The organism is Sorangium sp. So ce281, from assembly GCF_051527395.1.
In the GTDB taxonomy this organism is placed as follows: Bacteria; Myxococcota_A; Polyangia; order Polyangiales; family Polyangiaceae; genus Sorangium; species Sorangium cellulosum_B.
Map to the genome: position 1 here is coordinate 1,821,119 of NZ_CP150322.1, position 23,944 is coordinate 1,845,062.

At 71.9% G+C, this 23,944-nt stretch carries 17 protein-coding genes and 1 pseudogene; 11 read left to right on the top strand and 7 right to left on the bottom strand.

Features of this window, described 5'->3' with window-relative positions:
* Position 1 precedes the first annotated feature (1 nt).
* Genes WMF27_RS06885 through WMF27_RS06895 form a run of 3 tightly spaced genes read right to left on the bottom strand, consistent with a single transcriptional unit; the run spans position 2 to position 1,732 of the window.
* A complete protein-coding gene (locus WMF27_RS06885) occupies positions 2-913 on the bottom strand; it encodes a hypothetical protein (protein ID WP_437769718.1) in 912 nt (303 codons plus the stop codon).
* Positions 906-1,532, bottom strand: a complete 627-nt coding sequence (locus tag WMF27_RS06890; RefSeq protein WP_437769717.1) for an RNA polymerase sigma factor — start codon at positions 1,530-1,532, stop codon at positions 906-908. Before WMF27_RS06890 ends, WMF27_RS06885 begins: the two co-directional genes overlap by 8 nt.
* Complete coding sequence (locus WMF27_RS06895; RefSeq protein ID WP_437769716.1) at positions 1,529-1,732, bottom strand: hypothetical protein; 204 nt, start codon at positions 1,730-1,732, stop codon at positions 1,529-1,531. Before WMF27_RS06895 ends, WMF27_RS06890 begins: the two co-directional genes overlap by 4 nt.
* Positions 1,733-1,768: 36 nt before the next feature.
* On the opposite strand from WMF27_RS06895, the gene WMF27_RS06900 reads away from it, so the two are divergent.
* The 6 genes from WMF27_RS06900 (at position 1,769) to WMF27_RS06925 (ending at position 11,764) form a co-directional block, all read left to right on the top strand.
* A complete protein-coding gene (locus WMF27_RS06900) occupies positions 1,769-3,157 on the top strand; it encodes a hypothetical protein (protein WP_437769715.1) in 1,389 nt (462 codons plus the stop codon).
* A gap of 1,155 nt (positions 3,158-4,312) precedes the next feature.
* Entirely contained in the window at positions 4,313-5,014 is a 702-nt protein-coding gene (locus WMF27_RS06905; protein ID WP_437769714.1) for a hypothetical protein, read from the top strand.
* Positions 5,005-6,042: a hypothetical protein gene (locus WMF27_RS06910; RefSeq protein ID WP_437769713.1), complete on the top strand. Its 1,038-nt coding sequence runs from the start codon at positions 5,005-5,007 to the stop codon at positions 6,040-6,042. Before WMF27_RS06905 ends, WMF27_RS06910 begins: the two co-directional genes overlap by 10 nt.
* A 167-nt stretch (positions 6,043-6,209) precedes the next feature.
* Positions 6,210-6,668 carry a response regulator gene (locus WMF27_RS06915; protein ID WP_437769712.1) on the top strand — a complete coding sequence of 153 codons (459 nt, stop codon included), beginning with the start codon at positions 6,210-6,212 and terminating at the stop codon, positions 6,666-6,668.
* A 5-nt stretch (positions 6,669-6,673) separates the two neighbouring features.
* On the top strand, positions 6,674-9,523 hold the full coding sequence (locus WMF27_RS06920; protein WP_437769711.1) for a response regulator: 2,850 nt from the start codon (positions 6,674-6,676) through the stop codon (positions 9,521-9,523).
* 93 nt (positions 9,524-9,616) lie between these two features.
* Positions 9,617-11,764 (top strand): TonB-dependent receptor plug domain-containing protein, encoded by a 2,148-nt coding sequence (locus WMF27_RS06925; RefSeq protein ID WP_437769710.1) that lies wholly within the window; start codon positions 9,617-9,619, stop codon positions 11,762-11,764.
* Positions 11,765-11,931: 167 nt separating this feature from the next.
* On the opposite strand, the gene WMF27_RS06930 is transcribed toward WMF27_RS06925, so the two are convergent.
* Complete coding sequence (locus tag WMF27_RS06930) at positions 11,932-13,239, bottom strand: ABC transporter substrate-binding protein (RefSeq protein WP_437769709.1); 1,308 nt, start codon at positions 13,237-13,239, stop codon at positions 11,932-11,934.
* A 388-nt stretch (positions 13,240-13,627) separates the two neighbouring features.
* Between WMF27_RS06930 and WMF27_RS06935 the strand changes: the two genes are divergently transcribed.
* Positions 13,628-15,328, top strand: a complete 1,701-nt coding sequence (locus WMF27_RS06935; RefSeq protein WP_437769708.1) for a hypothetical protein — start codon at positions 13,628-13,630, stop codon at positions 15,326-15,328.
* 116 nt (positions 15,329-15,444) lie between these two features.
* Here the strand turns inward: WMF27_RS06935 and WMF27_RS06940 are convergent, their stop codons facing one another.
* Both WMF27_RS06940 and WMF27_RS06945 read right to left on the bottom strand, forming a co-directional pair.
* Positions 15,445-16,566, bottom strand: coding sequence for a hypothetical protein (locus WMF27_RS06940; RefSeq protein WP_437769707.1), 1,122 nt, complete (start codon positions 16,564-16,566; stop codon positions 15,445-15,447).
* 794 nt (positions 16,567-17,360) lie between these two features.
* Positions 17,361-17,672, bottom strand: a complete 312-nt coding sequence (locus WMF27_RS06945) for a hypothetical protein (RefSeq protein ID WP_437769706.1) — start codon at positions 17,670-17,672, stop codon at positions 17,361-17,363.
* 49 nt (positions 17,673-17,721) lie between these two features.
* Between WMF27_RS06945 and WMF27_RS06950 the strand changes: the two are divergent.
* Positions 17,722-18,147: pseudogene (locus WMF27_RS06950) on the top strand (winged helix-turn-helix domain-containing protein); the annotation flags it as partial.
* A gap of 152 nt (positions 18,148-18,299) precedes the next feature.
* Here WMF27_RS06950 and WMF27_RS06955 read toward each other — a convergent pair.
* A complete protein-coding gene (locus WMF27_RS06955; protein WP_437769705.1) occupies positions 18,300-19,190 on the bottom strand; it encodes a hypothetical protein in 891 nt (296 codons plus the stop codon).
* A gap of 887 nt (positions 19,191-20,077) precedes the next feature.
* Between WMF27_RS06955 and WMF27_RS06960 the strand changes: the two genes are divergently transcribed.
* From WMF27_RS06960 to WMF27_RS06970, 3 genes are all read left to right on the top strand, one after another.
* On the top strand, positions 20,078-21,328 hold the full coding sequence (locus tag WMF27_RS06960) for an RNA polymerase sigma factor (RefSeq protein WP_437769704.1): 1,251 nt from the start codon (positions 20,078-20,080) through the stop codon (positions 21,326-21,328).
* Positions 21,329-21,432: 104 nt separating this feature from the next.
* Complete coding sequence (locus WMF27_RS06965; RefSeq protein ID WP_437769703.1) at positions 21,433-22,476, top strand: hypothetical protein; 1,044 nt, start codon at positions 21,433-21,435, stop codon at positions 22,474-22,476.
* A gap of 139 nt (positions 22,477-22,615) precedes the next feature.
* Positions 22,616-23,758 carry a hypothetical protein gene (locus WMF27_RS06970; RefSeq protein WP_437769702.1) on the top strand — a complete coding sequence of 381 codons (1,143 nt, stop codon included), beginning with the start codon at positions 22,616-22,618 and terminating at the stop codon, positions 23,756-23,758.
* The last annotated feature ends 186 nt before the right edge of the window (positions 23,759-23,944 follow it).

The following is a 23,944-nucleotide window of genomic DNA, read 5'->3' on the forward strand; positions in this document are numbered from 1 at the left end:
TCTACTCCTCCTGTCCGCACGCGGCGCGCACGCGCGTCGCGAGCGGCGAGCCCGGGCTCTTCGCGAGCAGCCTCGCCGCGATCGCCCTGCCGGACGGCGCGCGGCCGGAGCGGCAGAGCGCGATCGCGCGCGACGCCTCGCGCTCGGTCGCGAGCACGCCCCTCGGGTACCGGCTGGCGTGCTCGTCGAGCTTCGAGAGCGCCTGCGCGAACTGGCCCGCCTGCAGCGCCTGCTGCGCGTCGCGGAGCAGCGCGATCTCCGCGTCGAGCCCCTCGGCGCCCTGCCTCGCGGCGGCCGCCGCCCGGGGCGTGCGCGACGCCGTCGCGCGCGCCGCCGCGGCCGCCGGGGGCGCGGCGCTCGGCTCGGCGGGCGCGCCGGACGCCTCGGGAGCGTCGGCCTTGCTGGAGGCGCTCGCCTCCGCGGACGCAGGTGTCTCATCGCTCGGGGCGCTGGAGGGCGCGGCGGCGTGCGCCGCTCGGGGCGCCTCGGCCGCGCTCGCCGCCTCCTCCTGCGCGCGTTGCGCATCGGGCGCCTCGCCCGGCGTCGGGAACGGGAAGTAGAGCGCGGCCCCCGTCGCGAGGCCCACGACCAGCGCCGCCAGCCCGATCTTCATCGGGGCGCCGAGCAGCGTGATGGCCGCGCCTTTTGCGACCGCGGTGCTCGCGCTCGCGGCCATGCTCGCGGCGGCGGGGCCGACCGCGTGCGCAGCCGCGCCGGCGCTCGCGGAGCCGGCGGCTCCGGCGCCCTCGGCGCTCGCGGCCACGGCCGTGGCCACGGCCGTGGCCGCCGTCCCTGTGAGGCCGAGCCTCGTCCACACGGCCGCGCGCGTCCGACGTCTGTCGTCGTCGGTCGGCTCGTCCTCGTCACGAAGGGCGTTCAGGAGCGCTCGCTCCCCGGTCCCCAGCTCATCCATTGCGGCCTCCTCGGATCCTGGCGTGGTGGCGGTGCACCGCGTCGGAAAACGCCTGTCGAGCGGCCCTCAGCCGCGCATACACGGTGTTGACGTTCACCCCGATGCCCCGCGCGATCTCCGCCGCCGGCATCTCTTCCAGCTCGGCGAGGAGGAGCACCACGCGCTTTTCCTCGTCGAGCGACGCGAGCAGCTCGTGCGCGACGCGCGCGGCCTCCGCCCTCGTCATGGCCTCGTAGGGGCTGAGGTTGCTCGGCCCCGCGAGCAGCTCGGGATCCACGGTCTCTCCTGTCCCGCGGTGGGCGGGGCTCTTGCGGCGCAGCGATCTCCGGTGCGTCTGCACGACGTTCACGACGATCCCGAAGACCCACGTCTTCAGCGACGAGCGGCCCAGGAACTCCGGGAGCCGCCGGTGCACGACGACGAACACCTCCTGGCACACGTCCTCGTGCGCCGAGGCGTCCACGCCGAGCCGGCGCACGGTCCGCCAGACGAAGGGGAACATCTCCTCGTACACCTCGGCGAAGTCGAGCGGCGCGGCCTGCACGCCGGCCGCGGGGACGGCGGCCACCGCGCCGGCGGGCGGAGGCGTCGACGGGGCGACCGCCGCGCGGGCCGTCACGGGCTGCGCTCCTCCTCGTGGGGCAGCGAGATGTCGAGCTCGCCGAGCGTGGTGAGCTCACCGCTCGTCTCATGGAGATTTCCAGTGCCGCCGCCCCCGGTCGCGTCTGGGGGGAGCGTTTCCTCCACGCAAGCCACGGAGAAGAGGATCCCGAGCGGGGGGCTGATACCGCAGACGAGGGCTTGGGGAGCTCGGCGCATGGGTCGAGGGGCTGGTGGCCGGAGCCGCCGCGTTCCGTGAAGGAAAGTACAGGGACGGGGGGCGACGTGCATCGGGCGGTCGTCGATGGGCTGGCGCTCCACGGCTCGCGGGCGGATCATCCGCTGCGGCGCACCGCGACCGACAGCGCGCACCTCCGCGCGCTTGACGGCCGCGAGGAGCGCATCGAGGAAGACCGGATGACACCCCCTCGCTGGCTTGCCGCGCTCGCGGCGCTCACCGTTCCATTGGCGGTCTCGGCGACGGCCTTGACCCAGGGCGACGCTCCCCTCCCGCCGCCGCCTCCTCCAGAGCCGCTCCCGTCTGCCTCCGCGCAGCCAGCACCGCCGCCGTCTCCTGCGCCGACACCGGTGCAGCCCGCGCCCGCGCCAGCGCCAGCGCCAGCGCCTGCGCCTGCGCCGACACCGGTGCAGCCCGCGCCCGCGCCGACACCGGTGCAGCCCGCGCCCGCGCCGATACCGGTGCAGCCCGCGCCCGCGCCGACACCGGTGCAGCCCGCGCCCGCGCCGACACCGGTGCAGCCCGCGCCCGCGCCGACACCGGTGCAGCCCGCGCCTGCGCCTGCGCCTGCGCCGATTCCGGCGCAGCCCGCGCCTGCGCCTGCGCCCGCTCCTATGCCGTTCCCGCCGCCATCTCCCGCGCCGGTGCCGCCTGCGCCGCGGCCTGCGCCCGCGCCGCGGTCGACACCGGCGCCTGCACCGCCGCCCGCGCCCGCGCCGCGGGCCGCGCCGGCGCCTGCACCGCCGCCCGCGCCGCGGGCCGCGCCTGCGCCTGCACCGCCGCCCGCGCCGCGGGCCGCGCACACGCCCGCTCCGGAGCCGCCCGCGCCGGTTCCGCCTGCTCCCGAGGAGCAACCGAAGGAGCCCGAGGACGACGAGAAGGACGGGATGCGCTTTCGTTTCGGTACGACGCTCGGCGGCGGGATCATCGAGTCACCCACGGGCGCGGGGGCCGTCTTCGCGCTCTCGGGCCGGCTCGGTGTCCAGGTCAACCACTATTTCGGGATATACTACCAGAACACACCGATGGTGACGCTCACCCCCGAGAGCACCGCGAACAGCGCTGGATTCGAGGCGGGGTTCATCGACTACAACTCGGTGCTCGCGGGCTTCACGCTGTTCCACTTCCTCGATCTCGGCGCGGGACCCTCCATGGATTACGTGGCCGTCGCGACCTGCGGCGCGGAGGTCCCGGAGGGCGGCATCCCGCTCCCGAGCGCCGGCTGTGAGAGCACGGCGACCTGGTACCTCGGCGCTCACGCGCGGGGCGCCCTGATCCTCGGCGGCCTGGCCGGGAGCGGCGCGCGGCGGAGCGGCTTCGCCATCAGCGCGGATCTCCACCCGGTGTTCCTGCCAGAGGGGCCGACATTCACCTTCACGCTGGGCCTCGGCAGCGAGTGGTACTGAGACGAACGGCGCGCCGGAGCGCGGCGCGCCGCCTCGCCGGGCAGCGGCGGGCAGCCGTTTGCCCGTCCGCTGGCTGAGTGCCCTTCGAGTGGAACCTTCGTTCTCCAGGTCACGAGAGTTCCTTGCAAATACGCAGCATCGCAGGGGGCCCTGCCTCACGTCTGCGCGGCGCCCGGCGCCAGCGCCTCTGTGGCGCGCCATCCGCTGTGATCCGCGACACCCCGACCCTGCGTTCGTGGTTCGCGAAGGTTGCTGTGCGGCGACCCGATGGACTACAATCCCATTGTCGGAGCGATTGTTGGCGGGACGCCGCACGGAGAGCTGGACGCCACGATCGTCCTGCGCCAGCGGCGAGCGCCACCAGCAGAGCGCCAGCGGCAGAGCGCCAGCGGTACGCAAGCGGTACGTAGATCGAGCGCGATGCGCGAGCTTTCGAGCTCGGCGGCAGGGAGCGAAGGCGCGCCCATGGATTCCGCTGTTTGTGCAGGACAAGGTAAAATTACCGGGCATCGCGATGCACTATCGCTCACCATGTAGGTCGACGAGGTATGATGTGTCGGGCGAATCCGGCGCGCCATCTGCTGGTTTCTCGGAGGCGCCATCTCTTGCTTGCGCGGTGCGGGGGGCATGCCGCCCCTGGGACTCGAGATCGAGCCCTGAGACCGAGGTGTGTGAGGCGCGTGTCAAGCGCTCGCCCCGGTATCTGGCGTGCTCGGCAGCGCCGGCGTTGTCGCGCTGGCCGGCTGCTGGCGGGGGAGCGGCCGTCGGGTGTCGTCACCCTCTCCGGCATCCCCGTTTCGCCAAGCTCGGTGGGACCGCGGGGGCGCCTCCCAGGGGGCGCTTGACAAAGAGGGTTAACCATCGGCTACGCTGCCTACCCATGATGACCGGGAGGACATGAGCCTGGTGGAAACGAGCTGCAGGCGCTCCACGGGGGCACGGCGGTCAGCGGTCGAGCGGGCCGTGGGGCACCTCGCGTGTCGGGCGCGAATCGCAACCCGCTGGGCATCATCGTGGGTGCCACGAAATAACCGCGCGGCTCCTCCGGTTCGGCACGGGGGATTTCGCTCACTCCTCAGGAATCTCGCCGAGCGCGCTTGGCCCGACAGGCCCGGAGTTCCGCTTCGCCGGGGGCTCCGAACGCCGCGCGCGCCGGTGGCCCTCCTCGCGGCGGCTCTGCTCATCGGGTGCTGTCTTCTGCTGCTCAGCCCGCCTATCACGGCTGGGCCCGTGGCCACGCTCTATGTGTATGCGGTGACACCGCTTCGCGCTCGCGCCCTCGAGCAGAAGATCGAGGAGTCGATGCCCGGCGTCGATGTCACCGTGTTCGGAAAGTTGAGCGATTTCAAAGCCGCGCTCGAGTCGGCGCCGCCCGACGCGGCCCTCTCGCCAAAGCCGGTCCTGGCTTCGCTCAATCGGACCGCCGACATCCAGGGCATGAAGGCGGGGAGCGACGCGGAGCAGTACCTCCTGGTCTCGACGAGGGCGCTGACCAAGGAGATGCTCTCCGGTCTCAGATACGGGATCGTCGATCTGGTCGAACGGAAATCGCTCCCTAAGTTCGTGGCCGGGCTGCTGGGTGTGAGCTCCGCGCCTGAGGTCCAGCGCGTCACGAAGATCGAAGATCTCCTGCAGCTGCTCCAGTTCCAGACGGCTGATGCGGTCCTCCTCCCCGAGCGATTTCGTTCTGACTTCGAGTCGAGGAGCAAGATGACGTTCACGATCCTCAGCCTCTCGACGGCGAAGGTCGGGCTGGTGGCGGTCACGTTCCTGAGCGAGCGCCAGGCGGTGGAGGGCGCGATCCGGAGGCTCCCGAAACACGTGCTGGCCGATCTGGGGGTTGACGAATGGAAGTAAGGTCGACGCGTCCCCTCTCTCGGCGCTGGCTGCTGCGGGCCTCCGCCCTCGCGGGGCTCGTGCTGTCGCTGAGCTGTTCGTCGGGCCCGGCCACACCCGTCGCCAGCGACCCGGCGCCGACGCTCAAGCCGCCGCCTCCGGACGCGAGGCCGGTCATCTCCGTCATCGCCCCCTCGGATCCGCAGCTCGACGACATGCTGAGATCGCTCCGCGTCGAGCTGTCCGGGGAACACCGCGTCATCATCTCGCTGCTGCGCGGCGAGGAGTCGGGCCCCGACCTCGTGGGGCGGATCGTCGCCCGCGATCGCCCGCAGGCGGTGGTGCTGGTCAACAACTCGACCGTGCTCCTGTATCGCGAGTGGGCGCGCACCGCCCCGACCCCGCCGGTCGCGCTGATCCTGATGGCGTCCTTCGCCGAGGAGCTCCAGCGCACCGTCCCCAACTCGGTCGCCATCTCCTACGAGGTGCCGGCGGTCACGGCCATGGTGGGCCTGCGCACGCTGGGCCTCGACGCTCATCGGGTCGGCGTCGTCTACCGCCAGGGCTTCGCGGATCACATCGCGCGACAAGAAACGCTCATGCACGTCGAGAAGCTGACCTTCGTCAAGGAAGAGCTCTCGAACAAGCCGCGCGTGCAGGACCTCCGCGCCGCGCTCGTGAACCTCCAGCGGGCGAAGGTCGACGCGATCTGGCTGCCGAACGACAATGGCCTCCTGAGCCCGAGGTTCTTGACCAACGTCTGGCTGCCCTACGTGGACCGGCTCGGCGCGCCGGTGGTCGTGGCCGTGCGTTCGCTCGTGAACGAGCATGCGGAGTTCGGGACGTTCGCTGCCATCCCCGACACCCAGGCGCTCGCGGTGCAAGCGGCGGATCTCCTCTACGAGCTCGCGGACGCCGACTGGAAGCTCCGGTCGTCGGGCGTCCGCCTGCCCATCTCGGTGAAACGCCTGGTCGACGTGAGGCTCGCGCGGCGCTTCGGGCTGAATTCCAGTCAGTTCGGCCAGGTTGACTTTCTCATCGGTAGGTGAGCGCGTATCGGGGGGAATGGAGGCGCCGTGCGATTACCTTTCCAACCGGGCAGTTGGTCACGATGCGGCGGGCCGGCTCGAACCATCGAGCGCCCGAGCAGGCCTGCCGTCTGCTCGTCGCGTGGAGAGCGTCGCTCGCGTAGCTGTCGTCCCTGGAGCGCGGCGTCATGATCCGGGTGCTCGTGATCGATGACGACGACATCGCCCGCGAGGCGATGCGGGCCGTCCTGGTCAGGGCCGGCTTCGACGTGGTCGAGCTCGCCACGCCCATCGGCGCGACGGCGGTCATCAAGCGAGACAAGATCTCCGTGGTCGCGCTCGACATCAACATGCCGACCATCAACGGCGACAAGCTGGCGAAGCTGCTCCGGGACAACACGCAGCTCTCGAACCTGGGTATCGTCCTCGTCTCCAGCTGTGATATCGACAAGCTGAGCGCGATCGGCGAGAAGGTCGGCGCCGACGGCATCGTCTCGAAGGCGAAGCTGCACGTCGCGCTGGCGCCGGCGGTCGAGCGCGCGGTGGCCGCGCGCGCCGGAAAGACCAGCCCGCCGCCGTCGTCTGCGGGGTCTTCTGCGGCGTCGTCCTCCTCTAACCCGCCGCCCTCGATGCGGCGTCCGAAGTAGAGTGCATGGCAACCCCGAACACCCACGGCTCGCTCCGCATCAAGCTGCTGCGCCTGATCCTGGGCGCGCTGCTGCTGCTCGGGGGCACCACGCTGCTCGCGAGCGGCGCGCTCATCTATTCGACGGATCGCGCGGTCCAGGCCAAGCGTGAGCAGGAGCTCCTGAGCAGTCTGGAAGAGAAGGCGCGCCTGCTCGGCTTCAATCAGGCGCTGGCCCTGCGCAGCCTGGTGGCGGACAACCTCTTCGGGGATGTCAAGGCGCTCATTCACCAGACCGTCTCGGAGAACAACGACATCGCCTACGGGTTGTTCTTCGACGCGGAGAACCGGGTCTGGGCGGCGAGCGGCCTGGCCCGGGTGCCCACCTCGAAGGACGCGCCCAGCCCGGCGGCGCCGACCCTCACCGCGGCGGACCTGGAGTCGCTCGGGATCAGCACCGCGCACCCGTCCCGGCTCGCGCTGCGGCGGCGGCAGAACCCCCTGGGCGGGGAGGACGTCCTCGAGGTCGCGGCCCCGGTCATCTCGGAGGGGGCCCACGCCGGGACCGTGATCTACGGCATCAGCACGAGGAGCGTCGTCGAGCGCATGGTCCAGGCCCGGGACCTCGCCGCGAACCGGCTCGTGACCACGCTCGGCCTGATCGTGGCGCTGATCCTCGGCAGCGGGGCGGCCAGCTATTTCCTCGTCAAGCGGGTCGCGGTCCACATCACCGAGCCGCTGCTCGCGCTGCGCACGGCGGCGGGGGCCATCGCCACCGGGCTCCGCTCGAGCGCGCCGCCGACGGAATCGCCCATCGTGGATCGGAAGAAGTGGGAGCGCGTGCAGATCACGAGCGGCGACGAGCTCGAGCTGCTCGGATCGGCCTTCAACAGCATGGTCGAGGCGAACGAGCAGGCGTTCGAGGAGCTGCGCGTGAAGACCGAGCAGGCGCTCGAGGCGTCCCGGATGAAGAGCGAGTTCCTCGCCAACATGAGCCACGAGATCCGGACGCCGATGAACGGGATCCTCGGGGTCATCCGGCTCATGCAGAACCAGTCGCTCGACGGCAAGATGCGGCGTTACGTGGAGACCGTCGACGCCTCCGCCAACACGTTGATGTCGATCATCAACGACGTGCTCGACTTCTCGAAGCTCGAGGCCGGCAAGTACGTGGCGCAGCACGTCTCCTACGATCTGCGCCTCGTCATCCAGGAGGTCGCGGAGCTGATGGCGAGCCAGGCGCACGAGAAGGGCCTCGAGCTCGTGTACCGCGTCGAGCGCCGCGTCCCCACGGGCATCGTGGGCGATCCCGACCGGTTCCGCCAGGTGCTCACCAACCTGGTCGGCAACGCGATCAAGTTCACCGATCGCGGAGAGGTGCTGATCGACGCCTCGATCTCTCAGCAGGACAAGGCGACGGCGCTCATCAAGCTCGCCGTGGTGGACACCGGCCCCGGCATCGCGCCCGACGACCAGAAGAAGCTCTTCGCGGCCTTCTCGCAGGTGGACGGCTCGCTGGTCCGCAAGCACGGCGGCACGGGCCTCGGGCTCGCGATCAGCAAGCGCCTCGTCGAGGTCATGGGCGGCGAGGTCGGCCTCGACAGCACGCCGGGGCAGGGCAGCCGGTTCTGGTTCACGATCAAGGTCGGCGTCACGGCCGGAGGCGAGCAGATCCGCTCCGCCGAGTGGGCGAGCGGGCGCCGCGCGCTCGTCGTGGAGAACAGCAGGAGCTGGCGCGACGTCGTGGTGGAGCACCTGGTGGCCTGGGGCTTCGACGCCGAGTCCGCGGCCTCCGGGAGGGACGCGATCAACCGGCTCGAGCTCGCGGTGCTGGAGAAGCGGCCGTTCAGCGCCGCCGTCGTCGGTGTCCAGATGGACGACCTCGGCCTCGAGGAGTTCCTCAGGACCATCCAGTCGGTCCCGGCGCTGCAGACGTTGCCCGTGGTGGCGCTCTATCACATGGGATCGAGCGTGACGTTGAGCGGGATGGACTCCAGCATGGTCACGCAGCTCCCCAAGCCGCTCCGCGTCTCCGAGCTGTACAACACGCTGCAGAGCGCGCTCACGGGCGCCTCGACCCCGCCGCCCAGCAAGCCGGGCGCGGAGCCGGGCAGGATCGCGAGCAAGCTCCCCGTGCTGGTCGTCGATGACAACGAGATCAACCGCTACGTGGCGATGGAGCAGGTCGAGCAGCTGGGGCTTCGCGTGGAGACCGCGTGCAACGGCCAGGAGGCTCTCGAGTGCGTCAAGCGAAAGCGGTATGTCGCCGTGCTGATGGATTGCCAGATGCCCGTGATGGACGGGTACACCGCCACCCAGGAGATCCGGGCCTGGGAGCGCTCGAGGAATCGCCACACGGTGATCATCGCGCTGACGGCGCACGCGCTCGTCGGCGAGCGGGATCGGGTGCTCGCGGCGGGGATGGACGACTATCTGGCCAAGCCGGTGCGCCCTCAATCTCTGCAGAAGACCCTGTGGCGGCACGTGGTCCTGAGCCGGGACGAGCCCGGGTCGTCGCCGTCTCCCTCCGCCCCCGAGCTGGAGGCGGCGCGCGCGCCGGTGCTCGACCCGGAGGTCCCGCGCTCGCGGAAGCTGATCGAGCTCGTCCTCAAGAACGTGCCGGCGCAGCTCGACGGCCTGGAGGGGGTCATCCGGAGCGCCGTGGCTGCAGAGATCAAGGCGAACGCGCACAAGCTGAAGGGCAGCATGCTCTCGATCGGCGCGGCGCGCGTCGCGGAGCTGGCGGAGAAGATGCAGCTCGCCGCGGGTCAAGGCGAGCTGCCGCAGGCGGGCGACTTCGCGCGGCTACGTGACGAGTTCGACGCCGTGAGCGCTGCCCTGAAGGAGGAGCTCGCCGCGACCGCCAAGGCGACGTGACGAGCGCGCCGAATCGACGATGGACGAATGTCTGGAGCCCACTGAACCCGCATGATGCTTGCCTCACTCGAAACCCGGTGGATGGTCGCGCTGGTGATCGCTTCGATCCCCGGTCTCGCATGGGCTCAGCCGACGACCGCGACGGCGCCGGGAGCGCCGAAGGCGGTGGGGGGTGAGCGCCGGAACGACGCGCTCGAGGACGTCGACCTCTTGAGGCTGCTCGACGTCGAGGTGTCCACTGCCACGAAGACGCTGGAGACCCTCGACGACGCGCCCGCCATCATGACGGCGATCACCGCGGAAGAGATCCGGCGCTGGGGATACACGAGCGTCGGAGAGGTGCTGGAGCACGTCGTCGGGTTCTATCTCATCGACGACCACATCCTGCCGAACGCCGGCGTGCAGGGGATGACGGGCGGGCTGGGGGCCGAGAGCGGCGGGATCAAGGTGATGATCAACGGGCGCTCGGCGGCGTTCCGGACCACCAGCGGCAACTGGCTGGGCGCGGAGCTGATCCCGCTGTCGGCCATCAAGCAGATCGAGATCGTCCGCGGTCCGGCGTCGGCGCTCTATGGCGCCGATGCGTTCCTCGGGGTCGTCAACATCATCACCCTCGATCCGGAGGACATTCCCTTCGTCGACGGCACGGTGCAAGTGGGCGTGACGAAGGACCACCCGCGCGGCCGCTTCGATCTCGTGGGCGGCATGTTCACCGACCGCTTCGAGATGATGCTGACGGCCGCGGGGGAGCTCGACGATCGAAGCGGCCTGGAGATGCCTACCCAGTCCCCGCTTCCCCTCATCCCGCCCTACAACGCGGGGCGCCTGGACGCGCAGAACCTCGAGCGCATGTCGGGGGTCGTCGGGGCGCGGCTCGGGTACCGCCACCCCGAGCGTGGGCACCACCTCGTGCTCAGCGCGTACTGGTCAGGCCTCCGGCGCGGCGGGGATTTTGCGCAATGGGCACAGCTCACCGGCGGGACGGACGACAAGGGGAACCGTGCCGGCACGGTGATCAGCCTCCAGCAGCGTCGCGTGGCGGTCGACGGGCTCTTCCAGCTGAACCGAGAGCTCGCGTTCGCGGTGCAGGGGATGTACTTCCAGGGCGGCGTCCTGCCGGACGACCGCATCGACGTCGCCGGCGGCTGGTACTACATCGAGCGGCGCATGGCGTATCGCGGCGTGGACGCGAGCGTCGAGGCCCGGTGGATGCCGTGGGACCGATTCAACGTGATATTGAATCTGGAGTCCGTCTACGACAAGGAGGACATGCCGTCCTTCCGCCGGGTCGCCAAGCAGTCGGGGCAGTCCTTCGGCTCGCCGGAGCGGGAGCAGGAATCGGCCGAGCTGGTCGACGTCGGGGCGCTCCTTAGCGCCAACCTCAAGGTGCTCGATCCGTGGCTGAAGGTCACGGGCGGGCTCCGCTACGATCACCACAGCAAGTATGGCAATCAGCTGACCGGTCGGTTCGGGGCGACCTCGCACCTGGGAAAGACGGTCGTGGCCAAGCTGCTGTACGGCAGCGCCTTCAAGGCGCCGTCCCCGTATTTGCTCTTCGCCGAGCCCCTCGTGCCGGGCGACGTGATCGGGAACGCGCGCCTGTCGCCTCAGCTCATCCACACCGTGGACGCGGAGCTGACGTGGAGGCCTGCTGTCTGGGCCTCGGCGAGCACGGGGGTGTCGTACAGCCTCTTGAACGACAAGGCGGAGTTCGTTCCGCGGGGCATCAACCAGACGGCCCTGAACGTCGCCAGCCAGAAGTCCTTGATCTGGGCGACCCGCGCCGACCTGCGGCACGGCGACGCCTTCGGGGGCTACGGGTCGTTCGAGACGGTGCGCTCCACCCGGGACTCCGGCCAGGTGGGGTACCAGGCGGATCTGGTCGGCTCGTCGATGGTCGCCTACCCGAGCTGGATCGCCCGCGCCGGCGCCTATGTGAAGCTGCCGTCGCCGAGCTCCGTGCCGCTGGAGCTCTCGACGCAAGGGATCCTCGTCGGGCCCCGGCGGTCCGCGGAGGCGAGCACCCTCGAGGCCGGCGGCGCGTTCGAGCTGCCCACGTACCTCAGGTGGAACGCCAGCCTGGTCGCGCGCAACCTGTGGATCATCCCGGGGCACGAGACGACCCTGGCCGTGCGCGCCAAGAACATCCTCGGCACGTTCGGCCCGGATCCCGGGTTCTCGGGCTTCGAGTACCCGCTCGCGCCGCGCGAGATCTTCTTCGAGCTACGACACCGTTACTGAGCGACGGTCACCCGCTTCGGATACGGGCCCATCTCGACGTTTTCGGTGCTCAGCGCACAGGAGTGCGCTTCCGCGCCGAAAACGCCGATCTGGGCCCGTCTCCTGTGCGGGTGACCGCCGCTCTGCGACGCTCGTACCAGGCTCAGCTGAAAACCGCTCTATCTAGATCATTGCTGGGCCACGCACTTGGCGTCGAAGGGGTCGAGATCGCGGAACTGGTCGCCTTCGATGATCCACCTTTGCATGATGTGATTCTGGCTCGCTCCGTAGGAATCGAACTCGTACTCGGCGGCTGCGCCGATGTAGCGGAGCGGGGTCCCCGCGCGGAGCGCGGCCATCGCGGTGTTCAGATCCCACCACAAGGCCACGTCGTTCTTGGGGTCGTTGAGCTCGAGGATCTTCTGCCGCAGCTCATGGCCGGACGTGATGATCTGCCCGGTGGTCGCGTAGCCGTACACGAGGCCCATCGCGATGAGGACGACGCCGTCGTAATAGAAGTGCGCCGCGGGGAACGGCGCCTCGCGGTCCCACCGGCGGGAGAAGTGATAGGCGAAGGCGTCGGCGTTCCAGCGCGTGCAGCGGAGCGCCTCCCCGGTCGGGTCGTCGGGGGCGGGGCTGCACTCGCTCCGCAGGCTGAGCGAGGGCGAGATTCCATAGGAGCTGTCGTCGAGCGTGCCTTGAGGGATGTTGGCGAGGAACACCTCGGTGTGCAACGCAGGCCCGAGGAGCCACCTGCCCGGGCGCCCGTGGACGGTCCATTCGGTCACGATGGTCGAGGCGGCGGCGGGATAGGCGGCCAGCAGCGTGCGGCCGGCCGGCGCCCGATCCGGGTCGTCCAGGTTGAAGGCCGCCTCGATCTTGCGCTCGTACGTGGGCTGCCCCGACATGAACGTCACCGAGGGGAGGATCCTGCCCTGGAGCGCCGCGAAATGGGTCGTGAACTCGGTGCTGACGCCGGCGTTGAAGTCGTCCCGCGCGGAGAGGCTATTGGCGGTGCGGACACCATCGCGAACGATGGTCTTCGCGAGCGCGCAGCCGATGGCGAAGGGGGAAGGGGCGAGCCTCATCCTGCCGCCCACGTCCTCGCGGCGCGCGATGGAGGGCGCGGCGTAGCCCGGCAGCATGTGGAGGAGGTCCTCCTTCTTCACCTCGAACGCGATGTCGCGGGCGAGATCGTTCTCTTCGGGCCCTACCAGGTAGCGGACCTGATCCGTGTAGATCAGCGAGAGCAGCTGGTCGAGCCCGCGCCCCGGGCTCGAATGGCTGTCCCGGCTCACGATGTCGAACGGCCTCCCTTCGAGCCCGCCCGCCGCGGTCAGGTCTTCGACCGCGAGCAACATGGCTTGCTCGAGGTTGCGGCCGATGGCCGACTCGCTCCCGGAGAAGGGGAGGAGGGCCCCAATCTTGATGGCGTTCTCGGGCTCATCGGGCGCCGTCGACGAGCAGGACGTCGAGAGCAGGGACGTGAGTCCCACAATCAGCCCGGTCTCCACACAGCGCATGCGTCGCCTGCGAGCGCCCAGCCACGCGCCGGCTCGATGGAGGCAGTCCCGAACGGTAGGCATCCCAGTGTACATGGTTGTCCTTCGAGACGATGACATCGCATTGAGGACGGAGCTGTCAAGGGCCGTGGGTGCGATGCGCACCACAGGCTTCGCTGTTTGTGTTCTGCGATCGATGACCGTCGAACGCGGCTGTCGGGCCGTGGTGAGAGCGTGACCGAGAGAGGGACCCCGGGTCGGGCGCCGGCCGCGGCGTCGTGCCGTGGCCGGCCGCCCGGCTTGCGCCCCCGCTCGGATTGTGATGGACGCCCGCTGCTCCTCCGCGAAACCTTCGCGGACCGCCCGTGTCCAAGGAGACGTGATGCCCTCCAACCATCGCTCGCACTTCGCTTTCAACGCCCTCGCCGCCGCGATCGGGCTCTCCCTCGCGGCCTGCGCCGGGGCGCCTCCGCCCGCGCCGAACGCGCCGGTTTCGCCGGGGGACGGCCGCCCGGCGAAGCCGCCGCCGGCGCCGCTCCCGGAGGAAGAGGCCTTCGCCGTCCACGGCACGCTCAAGGACGAGTGGCTCCCGATCCTGAAGCCGGCGCCCTTCGACCCGAAGACCGCGCTGGTCCCCCCGGCGCCGGCCGGCGTGCCCGCCGCGCCGCGCGCCTGCGAGGCGTTCGCGCGGCGCGCCCCCGTCGCGCCCGCGCAGCCTTGCGGCGACGCGCAGGGCGCGATCGAGGCGCTCGACGCCGCGCTCGCCGAGGACGACGCCGCGAAGCGGGACGCGCGGCTCGCGGGCGTCGAGGCGTGCGCGGGCCTCGAGGCGGGCCTCGCGCGCGCGCTCCGGGCCGAGCTCGCGCCCATCACCTGCGGCGACGCCCTCGCCGCGCCGCTCCTCGAAGCGCCGCCCGCCGCGCTCCGGGGCGACCTCTACCAGGTGCTGCTCGGCCTGACGCTCTCCGCCCGGCTCGCGCGCACCGCGACCGAGCCGCCCACGCTGCGGCCGCCCTACGACGTCCAGCGCGTCCTCGCGTTCACCAAGGGGCCGCTCTTCGCGTGGGTGACGGAGCAGGCCCGGGCGATCGAGGATCTCGGGCGGCGCGGCGTCGAGCTTCCGTTCTACGCGAAGGGCATCGTCGCCGTGGAGTCCGGGCGGGCCGACATGCGGCTCGTCGAGGCGGTCCGGTCCGCGCCGCTGCCGGACGCCATGCGGAAGGACGCGGAGCTCGCGAACGTCTACTACGGCGAGCTCGATCAGCTGCTCGATCCCTGGAAGGCCCGCGGCCGTGACGCCACGCTCGTCGGCCTGCGCGAGCTCTCGTCGGTCGGCGTCCTCCGCGACGCCCGCGTCGACGGCGCGCGCGAGATGCTCTCCCGCCTCTACGGCGGCCGGCGCGTCGACGCGCTGGACGCGCTGGAGCTGCCGCCGCTCGCGGCGGGCGCCCCCCCGGCGTCGGCCGTCGAGCGGCTCGCCGCCCGGCTGCCGACGTACTACGCGGGCCGCCTGATCGCGCCCGAGGCGGCGGCGCGGCCCGAGCTCCTGCGCGTCCTGCTCGGCCGGGGCGTCCCGCTCCAGCACCGCGCGGCGCTGCGCACCGCGCAGCTCTCGCCCGAGTCGAGGCTCCTCTACGCGAGGGCGCGGCTCGAGCTCGGCCGGCTGTACTGGCGGGCCGTGGACTTCGACCAGGCGACCGCGCTGCTCGCGGCGTGGCCCGAGGACACCCCGCGCCCCGCCGAGGCGACGGCGCTGCTCGCGGTCGCGCTCGGCCTGCGCAACGGCCCGGAGGACGCGGCGCTCATGATGCGGCGGGCGCCGCTCGCGGGGCTCGGCCTTGGGGAACTCGCCGCGCTCGACTGGGTGGCCCGCGCGAAGCCTGCCTCGGCGTACGCGGGCATCGCGGCGTACGACGCGGCCGTCATCAAGCAGATCGCCGCCCCGCAGGGCGCGGAGGCGAGCTACTGGTCCGACGTGGCGGCGCGCTTCCGCGAGGCGCAGGCGCTCCTGACGGGGCCGCTGTCGAAGTCGGCGGAGGAGAGGGCGGGGGCGGCCGACGAGATCGCGCGGGCGGCGCGGTAGGGGCGGCGCGCTGGGCGGCGCGCTGGGCGGCGCGCCGCATCGTCTAGATAGATCGGCCGCTTCGCGAGCCCGCCGGTGCCGGCCGCCCTACCCGAAGCGCCGGCGCTGCCAGCGACCTACGGATCGACGAGCCAAGAACCACCCGCGCCGCCCGCGCCGTCGTTGGCGCCAGCGCCGCCGCCGCCGCCGTCGCCGCCCGCGCCGCCGTCGCCGCCCGCGCCCGCGCCGCCGTCGCCGCCCGCGCCGCCGTCGCCGCCCGCGCCGCCGTCGCCGCCCGCGCCGCCGTCGCCGCCGGGGTCCACGTACGGGCCCGGGTCGATCAGACCGCCGCCGATCGCGGCCAGATCATAGATGAGGTCGGTATCGAAATAGACCCCGATCGGCCTGTAGGCAATGCCAGATCCCACGACGGCGGTCTCTGCTGCATGGGTCTCCCCGTTCCAGCCGACGGTGCTGACGATATCCCAGGTGTATTGCTGGTACACCGGATAGGCCGAGACCCGCGCGAGCGCGGCCGTGGGCACGAACAGGACCGAGGTCGCGTCGAGCGCGACGGTCGCGCTCACGTCGAAGCCGACTGCCCTGGTGATCTGGTCGTCCGACGGCACGCAATCGTCCAGCGGGCTCGGTGTGGGTTGGGCGCCCGAGGACGTGTTGCCGCCCGACGTGGCCGAGGAAGGCTGAGGGCCCCAGGTGCCGCCGCCCGGCATGCCCGGCGCGGGCTGATAGCTCCAGCCGCCGCCGCTGCCCGGCATTCCCGTCGATGGCTGAGGGCCCCAGGTGTCGTCGCCGCCCGGCATGCCCGGGATGGGCTGGAAGAACCCGAACGGCGCGTCCTCCGATAACGCCGGGAAGGGCCAGAGGTCGTTGGGTGCGCGGCTGCCCCGCGCGCGCACCACGGGCCGGGGCAGGGGTACCCTGGGCGCGGTGGTGCTCAGCACGCGCACCGCCGGCGAGACGCTCGCCGACACGGAGACGCTGAGGGTCCGCGGGCCGAACCCCTCCGCCACGCGGAGCAGGTGGGCGGCATCCTCCCAGTGGAACGTCTCCGGTAGAACGAGGACGTTCGTGATCGTCTGACCAAAACACAGGGGCTGCCGGGCCTCGCCGACCCCGGCTCGCACCCCGCTGTCCGCGCGCTCGGGCACCTCGGACGCCTCGCGCGGGCTCACGCAAGTCATGGATGGAACGAGCAGCATCGCCGTGCCCAGCACGCGCTTCACGTCAGGAACGAACATGTTCACTCCCCTGGATTGCGATCAGCGCAGCGAAGAGACGGAGCCGTTCAGGCGTGGAGAGCGCCGAGGAGTCGATGCTCTCCCTCGGCCTCCCGAAACCATCGCGCAAACGCGGCGAGCACCCTGGATCCAGGGGCGCGACCAGCTCGATGTGCATCGAATGCATCTCCGACGGCCATGGATGCAAGAAGCGGGGATTGGCCGTGTGGGCGTGCAGGTGGAGCTTCGCCCAGGTCCGGCGCAAAGCACGGTGGATGCGTTCACCGCGCGGACTGCCTGATCCCGAGAACCCTACCGGAACATGCTCGGTTGCTTGTGTGACCTCGCACAGTACCTGGCACTACCGCGGGAAGCTGCCCCGGCTCAGCAGAGAAACCGCCATGGCGCCAAGGCCGGCAAGAAGCGAGGGGGAGGGCTGTTCCTGTATTTCCTCCCATTCCCCTGGTTCCTTGGCGCCCTTCGCGCCATGGCGGTTCGCTCCCTGGCCCGACTTCCCGCAGCAACGCTAGTTGCCCTCGAGCGGTCCGGGGATGTTCGGACCCGGCGCGAGCAGCTGGGTGCCGTTCATCCGCCACACGGTCGCCAGATTCTGCCGGGGGTTGTTCAAGACCACGTCATGCTTGCCAGAATGGCCGAGGCGCGGAGATCGTGCCGTTGCTCCAGCCGAACGCTGTGCGCCGCGGTGGCCACGCAAGCATCTCTCACCTGCGACCACTCGTGCCGGGTGGTGCGCTACGACGACATCATCGAATAGGGTGTAGCGCAGTCGACGACGCCACCCGAACCTCGTTGTGCTACGCAGGCGTCATCGCGAAGAGCCACGCTTCAGGGGCATCACGACGACCTCGTGATCGTCCTCCGCTCCGGTGGACACCCCCGAAGGAACCCTGTGACCCTGGGTCCCTACGACGGTCGCAGTCCTCCGCGGTCACCTCGCCGCCGTAGTCGAAGCCGACGCTGAGGTCCTCGACCTTCGAGAGGGTCGACTTGATCTTCCGCTTGAGGAGGTTCGACACCTCCTCGTCGAACACCTCGGCGGCGAGCGGGCTTCGCATGTAGTTGTTCTTGACGTGCGTCTGGGCGGCGTCGACGTGGGCGGCGGCCACGCCTCGCTGCTGGATCCGGGGCCCCCTCGGTTTGACGGTCCCTTGACCCGCGCTGGACGGCGGCGCCGACGATTACCTGACCAAGCCCTTCAGCGCCGGCGAGCTCCTGGCGCGGCTGCGCGTGGCCTTACGCCACGCCGCCAGCGCGGCGCGCGGGGCGACGGCGGAGGGCCACCGCTTCGCGGTCCAGGACATCGAGGTCGATCTCGCGCGCCGGGTCGTGCTGCGGGCGGGCGAGGAGGTCCACCTGACTCCTATCGAGTACAAGCTGCTCACGACGCTGATCCGGCACGCGGGCAAGGTCCTCACCCATCGCCAGCTCCTCGGCGAGGTGTGGGGGCCTGCCTACGCGGGGCAGGCGCACTACCTGCGCGTCTACATGGCGCAGCTCCGGCACAAGCTGGAGCGCGATCCTGCGCGCCCGTCGGTCCTGATCACGGAGCCAGGCGTGGGCTACCGGCTCAAGAGCCCTTGAGTCGATCCTGGCATGAAGGGGCACAGGCGTAACGTGACCGAACGATCTTGGTTGACGCCTATGCCCCTTCCCCCTCTCCCCCTGGCGTCCTTGGCGTCCTTGGCGTCCTTGGCGGTTTTTCTGCTGATCCGGGGCAACTTCCCGGAGTGAAGCTAGTTGAGCGGCGGTGAGCCGCCCGGCGCTGCGCCGGGCGCCGCCGGCGCCGGCGTGCCCGCCGGTGCAGCGCCGGGCGGCGCGGCGTCCTCCGGCGCAGCAGCGGTGTCGCTCGACGACGCCGCGCGGCCACGGCCCTTGTAGAGCGACGGCGCGATCGTGTCGGCATCCCGCTCGTCCCACCGCAGGTAGGCGACGGCGCGGCGGCTCTGGTCGTAGGCGCGCACGAGCAGCGCGAACGCGCGCGCTCGCCTGTCCGCGGCCTCGGTCGGCCCGGGCTCTGCGCCGTGCTCTCTCACGCCGAGGGAGGCGAGCAGCTGCGGCCCGATCTCCCCGGCTCGCTTCACCTCTTCCTCGGTCGCCGCCGTCCTGCCGGCGATCTCGGCCCAGCTGCCGTTGAACAGCGCCGAGAGGGCGACGAGGTCGTTGGCTGTGTCGATGTGCCCTTGTCCCGCGCGGATCTCCGCGACCGCCTCCGCGTCGAGCAGGCCGCGGCGGGCGAGCGCCTCCGCGTCGCCCAGCAGGTTCTCGCGGAGCGGGACCGCCTCTGCGAGGAGCGGCTTCACCCCGCTCTCGGGGGCTCTGCTGGACAGCCACATGAGGTGCGCGTGCCACGCGGCGAGCGCGTAGGTCTCGAGCCGATCGAGCAGCGCGAGATCGTGCTTCTGGAGCTGCTCCGCGATGGCGGGGCGCAGCGCGAGGAGGCCAGGCAGCACGCCCAGCACCTGGGAGACAGCGCGGGGGATATCGAGGTTGATGGCGACGAGCCGATCCGGGCTCAGCGCCGCGATCTCGGGGAGAGCCCTGTCGAACGCCGCCGCCGCCTGGGGCGGGGCTGCGGGCTTCCTGGGAGCGGGCTTTTTCTTGATCGGAGTCGAAGGCTTGGTCATGAGGGGAGCACCTCTCGTCGATGTCCTTCGCCGGGCGCCGAGAGAACACGGACTGCCATGCTCCCCGACCCCCGCGCCGGACGTGATGTGAGCGTCCGGCGCGCGCCGGACGTTCCGGCCAGGGGTAACGACGCATCGTGGGGTGTCAACGGTGCCGGCTGAATTCATGAACGAGGTGCCGTCAGAGTCGTAATCTTGCGCCACGGCTTTCGCGCCTGCGTCGGCGTCGACCGGGAGCGAAGGCTGTGCCATCTGCGACGAAGGGCATCGACGGCGACCGCGGCCGGTGCACCGAAGGCAGCGGAGCTAGCCAGGGACGACCGTGTCCGGTGCGCGGAGGGCAGCGTGGCTGCCCCGGGAAGACCGTGTCCGGTGCGCGGAGGGCAGCGTGGCTGCCCCGGGAAGACCGTGTCCGGTGTGCGGAGGGCAGCGTGGCTGCCCCGGGAAGACCGTATCCGGTGCGCGGAGGGCAGCGTGGCTGCCCCGGGAAGACCGTGTCCGGTGTGCGGAGGGCAGCGTGGCTGCCCCGGGAAGACCGTGTCCGGTGCGCGGAGGGCAGCGGGGCTGCTCCGGGAAGACCGTGTCCGGTGTGCGGAGGGCAGCGGGGCTGCCGCGGGAGGACCGCAGCCGGTGCGCCGGAGGCAGCCGAGCCAGGCAGGGGCGACCGCGGCCGGTGCGCCGGGGGCAGCGGAGCTAGCCAGGGACGACCGCGGCGGACCGGGGCGCCTCCCACCGCGGGCGGCGTGCCTCCAACCCCGCGCACCGGGAGGCGCGTTTTACAAACAACCCCGGAAAGCTCCGCGCAATTTGAGAATATGAGCGCACTTCTTTTCCCCGCCGAAGGCTCCTCCCGCGACCACACATGGAATTCCGTTCACGCTGCCGCGGTGGAAATTCTCCCCCGCGCGCTTCGGCTCCTGGGGGTCGCCGAGCCCGACATCGACGACGTCTTGCAAGAGGTCCTGCTCGCCGCGTACGAGAGCCTGGATCGGTTCGACCCCGCCTGGTCCCCGCCGGAGCGCGAGGCCGGGGCCGCGGGCGATCCGCTGCGCCGGGAGGGCCGGCGCCAGCACGGCAGCCCCGAGGCCCGCTGGGTGTTCGGGATCGCGTGGCGAAAGGTCAGCCACCACCTGGATCGCGCCTACCGCCGCCGCGAGGTGCCGGACGGCCTGCGTCCGGCGTCGCGCTACCAGGCCATCGATCCCGCGCCGCTCAGCGAGGAGCGCATCGCGGAGCAAGAGCGGCTGGAGGTCGCGAGGGAGGTGCTCTTGACGATCGCGCCCGAGCGGCGGGTCCTCCTGGTCCTCCACGAGGCCTACGAGGTGCCGCTCGTCGACATCGCGCGCGAGCTCGGCCTCAACTACAACACCGCCAGCAACCGGCTGCGCCTTGCCCGCGAGGACTACCGTGCCGCCGTCAAGCGGCTGCGCCCGGAGCGGCGGCAGGCGCTGCGCGCCTGCTGGCTCGTGTTTCCCCTGGCGTCCGACTTCCTCGTGCGCGACGGCGGCGCGAGCGCCGCCGCACCGCCGGCCGGCGTGCCGGGCGCGCCTGCCGGCTCGAGTCAGCGAGCGCGGCTCGCCCGCCTCGGCCGCGCCGTCGGCTCCGCTGCGGCGGGCGGCGCCGCGACCGCGGCCGTGCTGCTTGCCCTCGCCCCGTCGCGGCCCGCCTGGGCGCGCCGCTTCGAGGCGGCGCTGGTCTACGAGCTCCCCGCGGCCAGCGCCGGCCGTGCAGCTCCCCCGTCGCCGCCGTCGCAGCAAACCCCGGAATCGCGGCCGGTGGCGGCGGCGGTCGACGCACCCGCGCGCCCGTGCCCGGCCGCGCCGCGGGCGGCGCCGCCGGCCGGCGCGCGGGAGGACGCCTTCGCGGAGGAGCGCCGGCTGCTCGCGGCGGCGCAAGAGCGCCTCTCCACGGGCGATCCCGCCGGGGCGCTCCGGCAGCTCGCCGCGCACGAGGCGCGGTTCCCCGCAGGGCGGCTGAAGTCCGTGCGAGAGCAGCTTCGCACGGCAGCCCGGGCGCGCCTCGCCCATCCGGCGCCGGGCGCGTCAGCCCATCCGGCGCCGGGCGCGTCAGCCCATCCGGCGCCGGGCGCGTCAGCCCATCCGGCGCCGGGCGCGTCAGCAAGAGAGCCGGCGCGATGAGCCGGTCCAGGGCGAGACCGAGACCGGGGCTCCGCACGCGACCGGCCCGGGGCCTCTGCGCCACCGGACCGCTCCGGGGCGCGGGGCGCTCGGCGCGCTCCGCCGTGGCGGCGGCCACCGTCCTTCTCGGCGCCGGAGACGCCCGCGCCGCGCCGGACGCGCCGCGCGCGGCGATGCGGATCGAGGTCGTGCGGGGCCCGGGCGCCGAAAGCTGCCCAGGCGACGCGTTCCTGCGCGCGGAGGTGGCGCGCCGGCTCGGCGCCGACCCGTTCCAGGACGACGCGCCGCAGGTGCTCACGGTCCGCATCGCGCAGGAGGGGCCGGAGCTCACCGCCTTGCTGGCGCTGCGCGACCGCGAGGGCGATACCCGGTGGGCTGACGGGTTCGGCACCCGGAGCGGCTGCGAGGAGCTGCTCTCCGGCGTGGCCCTGGCGATCGTCGCGCGCGTCCTGAGCGCGCGGGAGCCGGCATCGCCGCCGCCCGAGCCCTCGCCGTCGTCTGCGCCCTCGCCGCCGCCCGAGCCCTCCTCGCCGCCCGCGGCGCCGCCCCCGCAAGCGCACCGTGCCGCGCCGGAGCCACCTCGGCCGGCCGAGCCGTCGCAGGCGTCGTCTCGGCCGGAGACGGCGCCGGCTCCGCCGGAGCGGCTGCGGCTCGAAGCAGGGCTCGGGGCGACCCTGGGCCTGGGGATCACGCCGGGAGCCGCGGCCGGGATGACGCTCTCCTTCGGTGTTCGCCGGCACGACTGGTCGATCGCGGTGGAGGGGCGCGGGCTCGTGTCCCTGGCGCAGGAGGTGGAAGGGGTGTCCGTCGGCACGAGGGCATTCACGGCGGCTGCACTGACCTGTCGTCACGGCCAAACCCTGTTCGGCTGCGGGGTCGCCTCCATCGGCGTGGTCCGGTTCGTCCCCCGGGCGCCGTGGACCATCAGCTCACCCGGCCAGCCGATGCTCGGCGTCGGCTCGCGGTTCGGCGGGGCGTGGCCCTTGTCGGACAGGTGGTCCGCGCACGCTTACGCCGAAGCTGTCTGGATCGTCGCGGACGCGGTTCTTCGACGCCGGAAAGATGGAAGTGAACCGCCTTCACCCCTCACCTGGTCGTCACCCCCGGTCGGCGCTGCGCTCGGATTCGGTATCACGGCAATGTATTGAACGAGCTCGAACGACGCCGGGGACCTTCCGCATCCAACATGATAATTTTTAGAAGAGATCCACAATGTGGCATGCAATCGACTGTGCCGTCATGAATCTCCGTTGTCAGCGTGAAGCCCCGTCAGGTAGCTTCTCCGGCATGCGCCTCTTCTCCTGGTTGTTCGTGGGACTGTTCTCCTTGGTGGGCTGCTCCGGCGACGCGATCATCCACGGTCCCTGTCAGCCTCAGGAATACGGCCACCCAGGCTGCCCGTGGCCCGAGGAAGGTGGCGGAGGGGCCGGCGGCGAGGGCGGTGCGGGTGGCAGCGGCGGGGCCGGCGGTGCCGGGACAGGCGGCGGCGATGAGACCGCCTGCGCCGGCGATTGCGTCCCACCGGCGCCGCTCGGCTGGTTCGGCCCGGCGCTCCTCTGGTTCGGCCCGCGGGACCAGGTACCCGCATGCCCCGCCGCCGCGCCGAACGTCGGCTACGAGGGGTTCGCCGACCTGGCGCCCGCGCCGCTCGCCTGCGCGGCCTGCCTGTGCGATCCGCCTGACGCGGCCACCGCCTCGTGCCAGCTCCCGCTGGGCTGGTCGGCGCACTCTTCGATGACTTGCGCCGGCGACCCCGGCAGCGTCGCGACCCCCTTCGCGGCGCCCGACGCCTGGGACGGCGCCTGCACCGCCGAGAACGCCATCTCCGCGGGCCAGGACTGCGGCGGGCAGCCGTGTGTGAAGTCGATCTCGATCGACGCGCCGGTCGCGCTGGTCACCGCCTCCTGCACGCCGAGGGTCGACGAGCCTCCGCCGCCGGCGCTCCTCGATCCCTGGCTGACCCGGGCGCTCGCCTGCGTGCCCGGCGCCTACACCGAGTGCCCAGGCGACCGGAGCACCTGCATGCCCTCGCCGGCCCAGCCCGGGGTCCCGCCGCCCGGCGGCTTCCTGACGTGCATCTTCCACGAGGGCGACGTGACGTGCGAAGAGCCCTACCTGGACAGGCACGTCTTCTACGGCGGCGCCGACGACACGCGCGGCTGCTCCGAGTGCGGCTGCGGGGAGCCGGAGGGCGCGTCGTGCATCGTCATGGCCTCGGTCTACAGCGACGGCGCGTGCGCCGAGCAGGTCGCATCGATCCTCGTCAGCTCCATGGCGCCGTTCTGCGGGGTCACCCCGCCCGGCGTCGCCCTCGGCAGCAAGTCGGCGGAGGTCGTGGCCGTGGATCCCGGCGGCTGCGCCCCGAGCGGCGGTGAGCCCACCGGCGCGCTGCTGCCGGCCGAGCCGTCGACGTTCTGCTGCCAGGCATAGCGCTCGCACCGGCATCACCGCTCCGGGCGAGGATGTCAGTACCGTCCTTCCCACTTCTTCGAGAACCCGAAGAAGCCTGCGATACGGAGCCCAGCGAGGGCCGCGACCGCTGCGCTCGCCTTGGTGTCCGAGGACCGATCCCGGATGGACTGCCGCTTGCCGTCCCACGAGGCGCGTGAGCGGCGT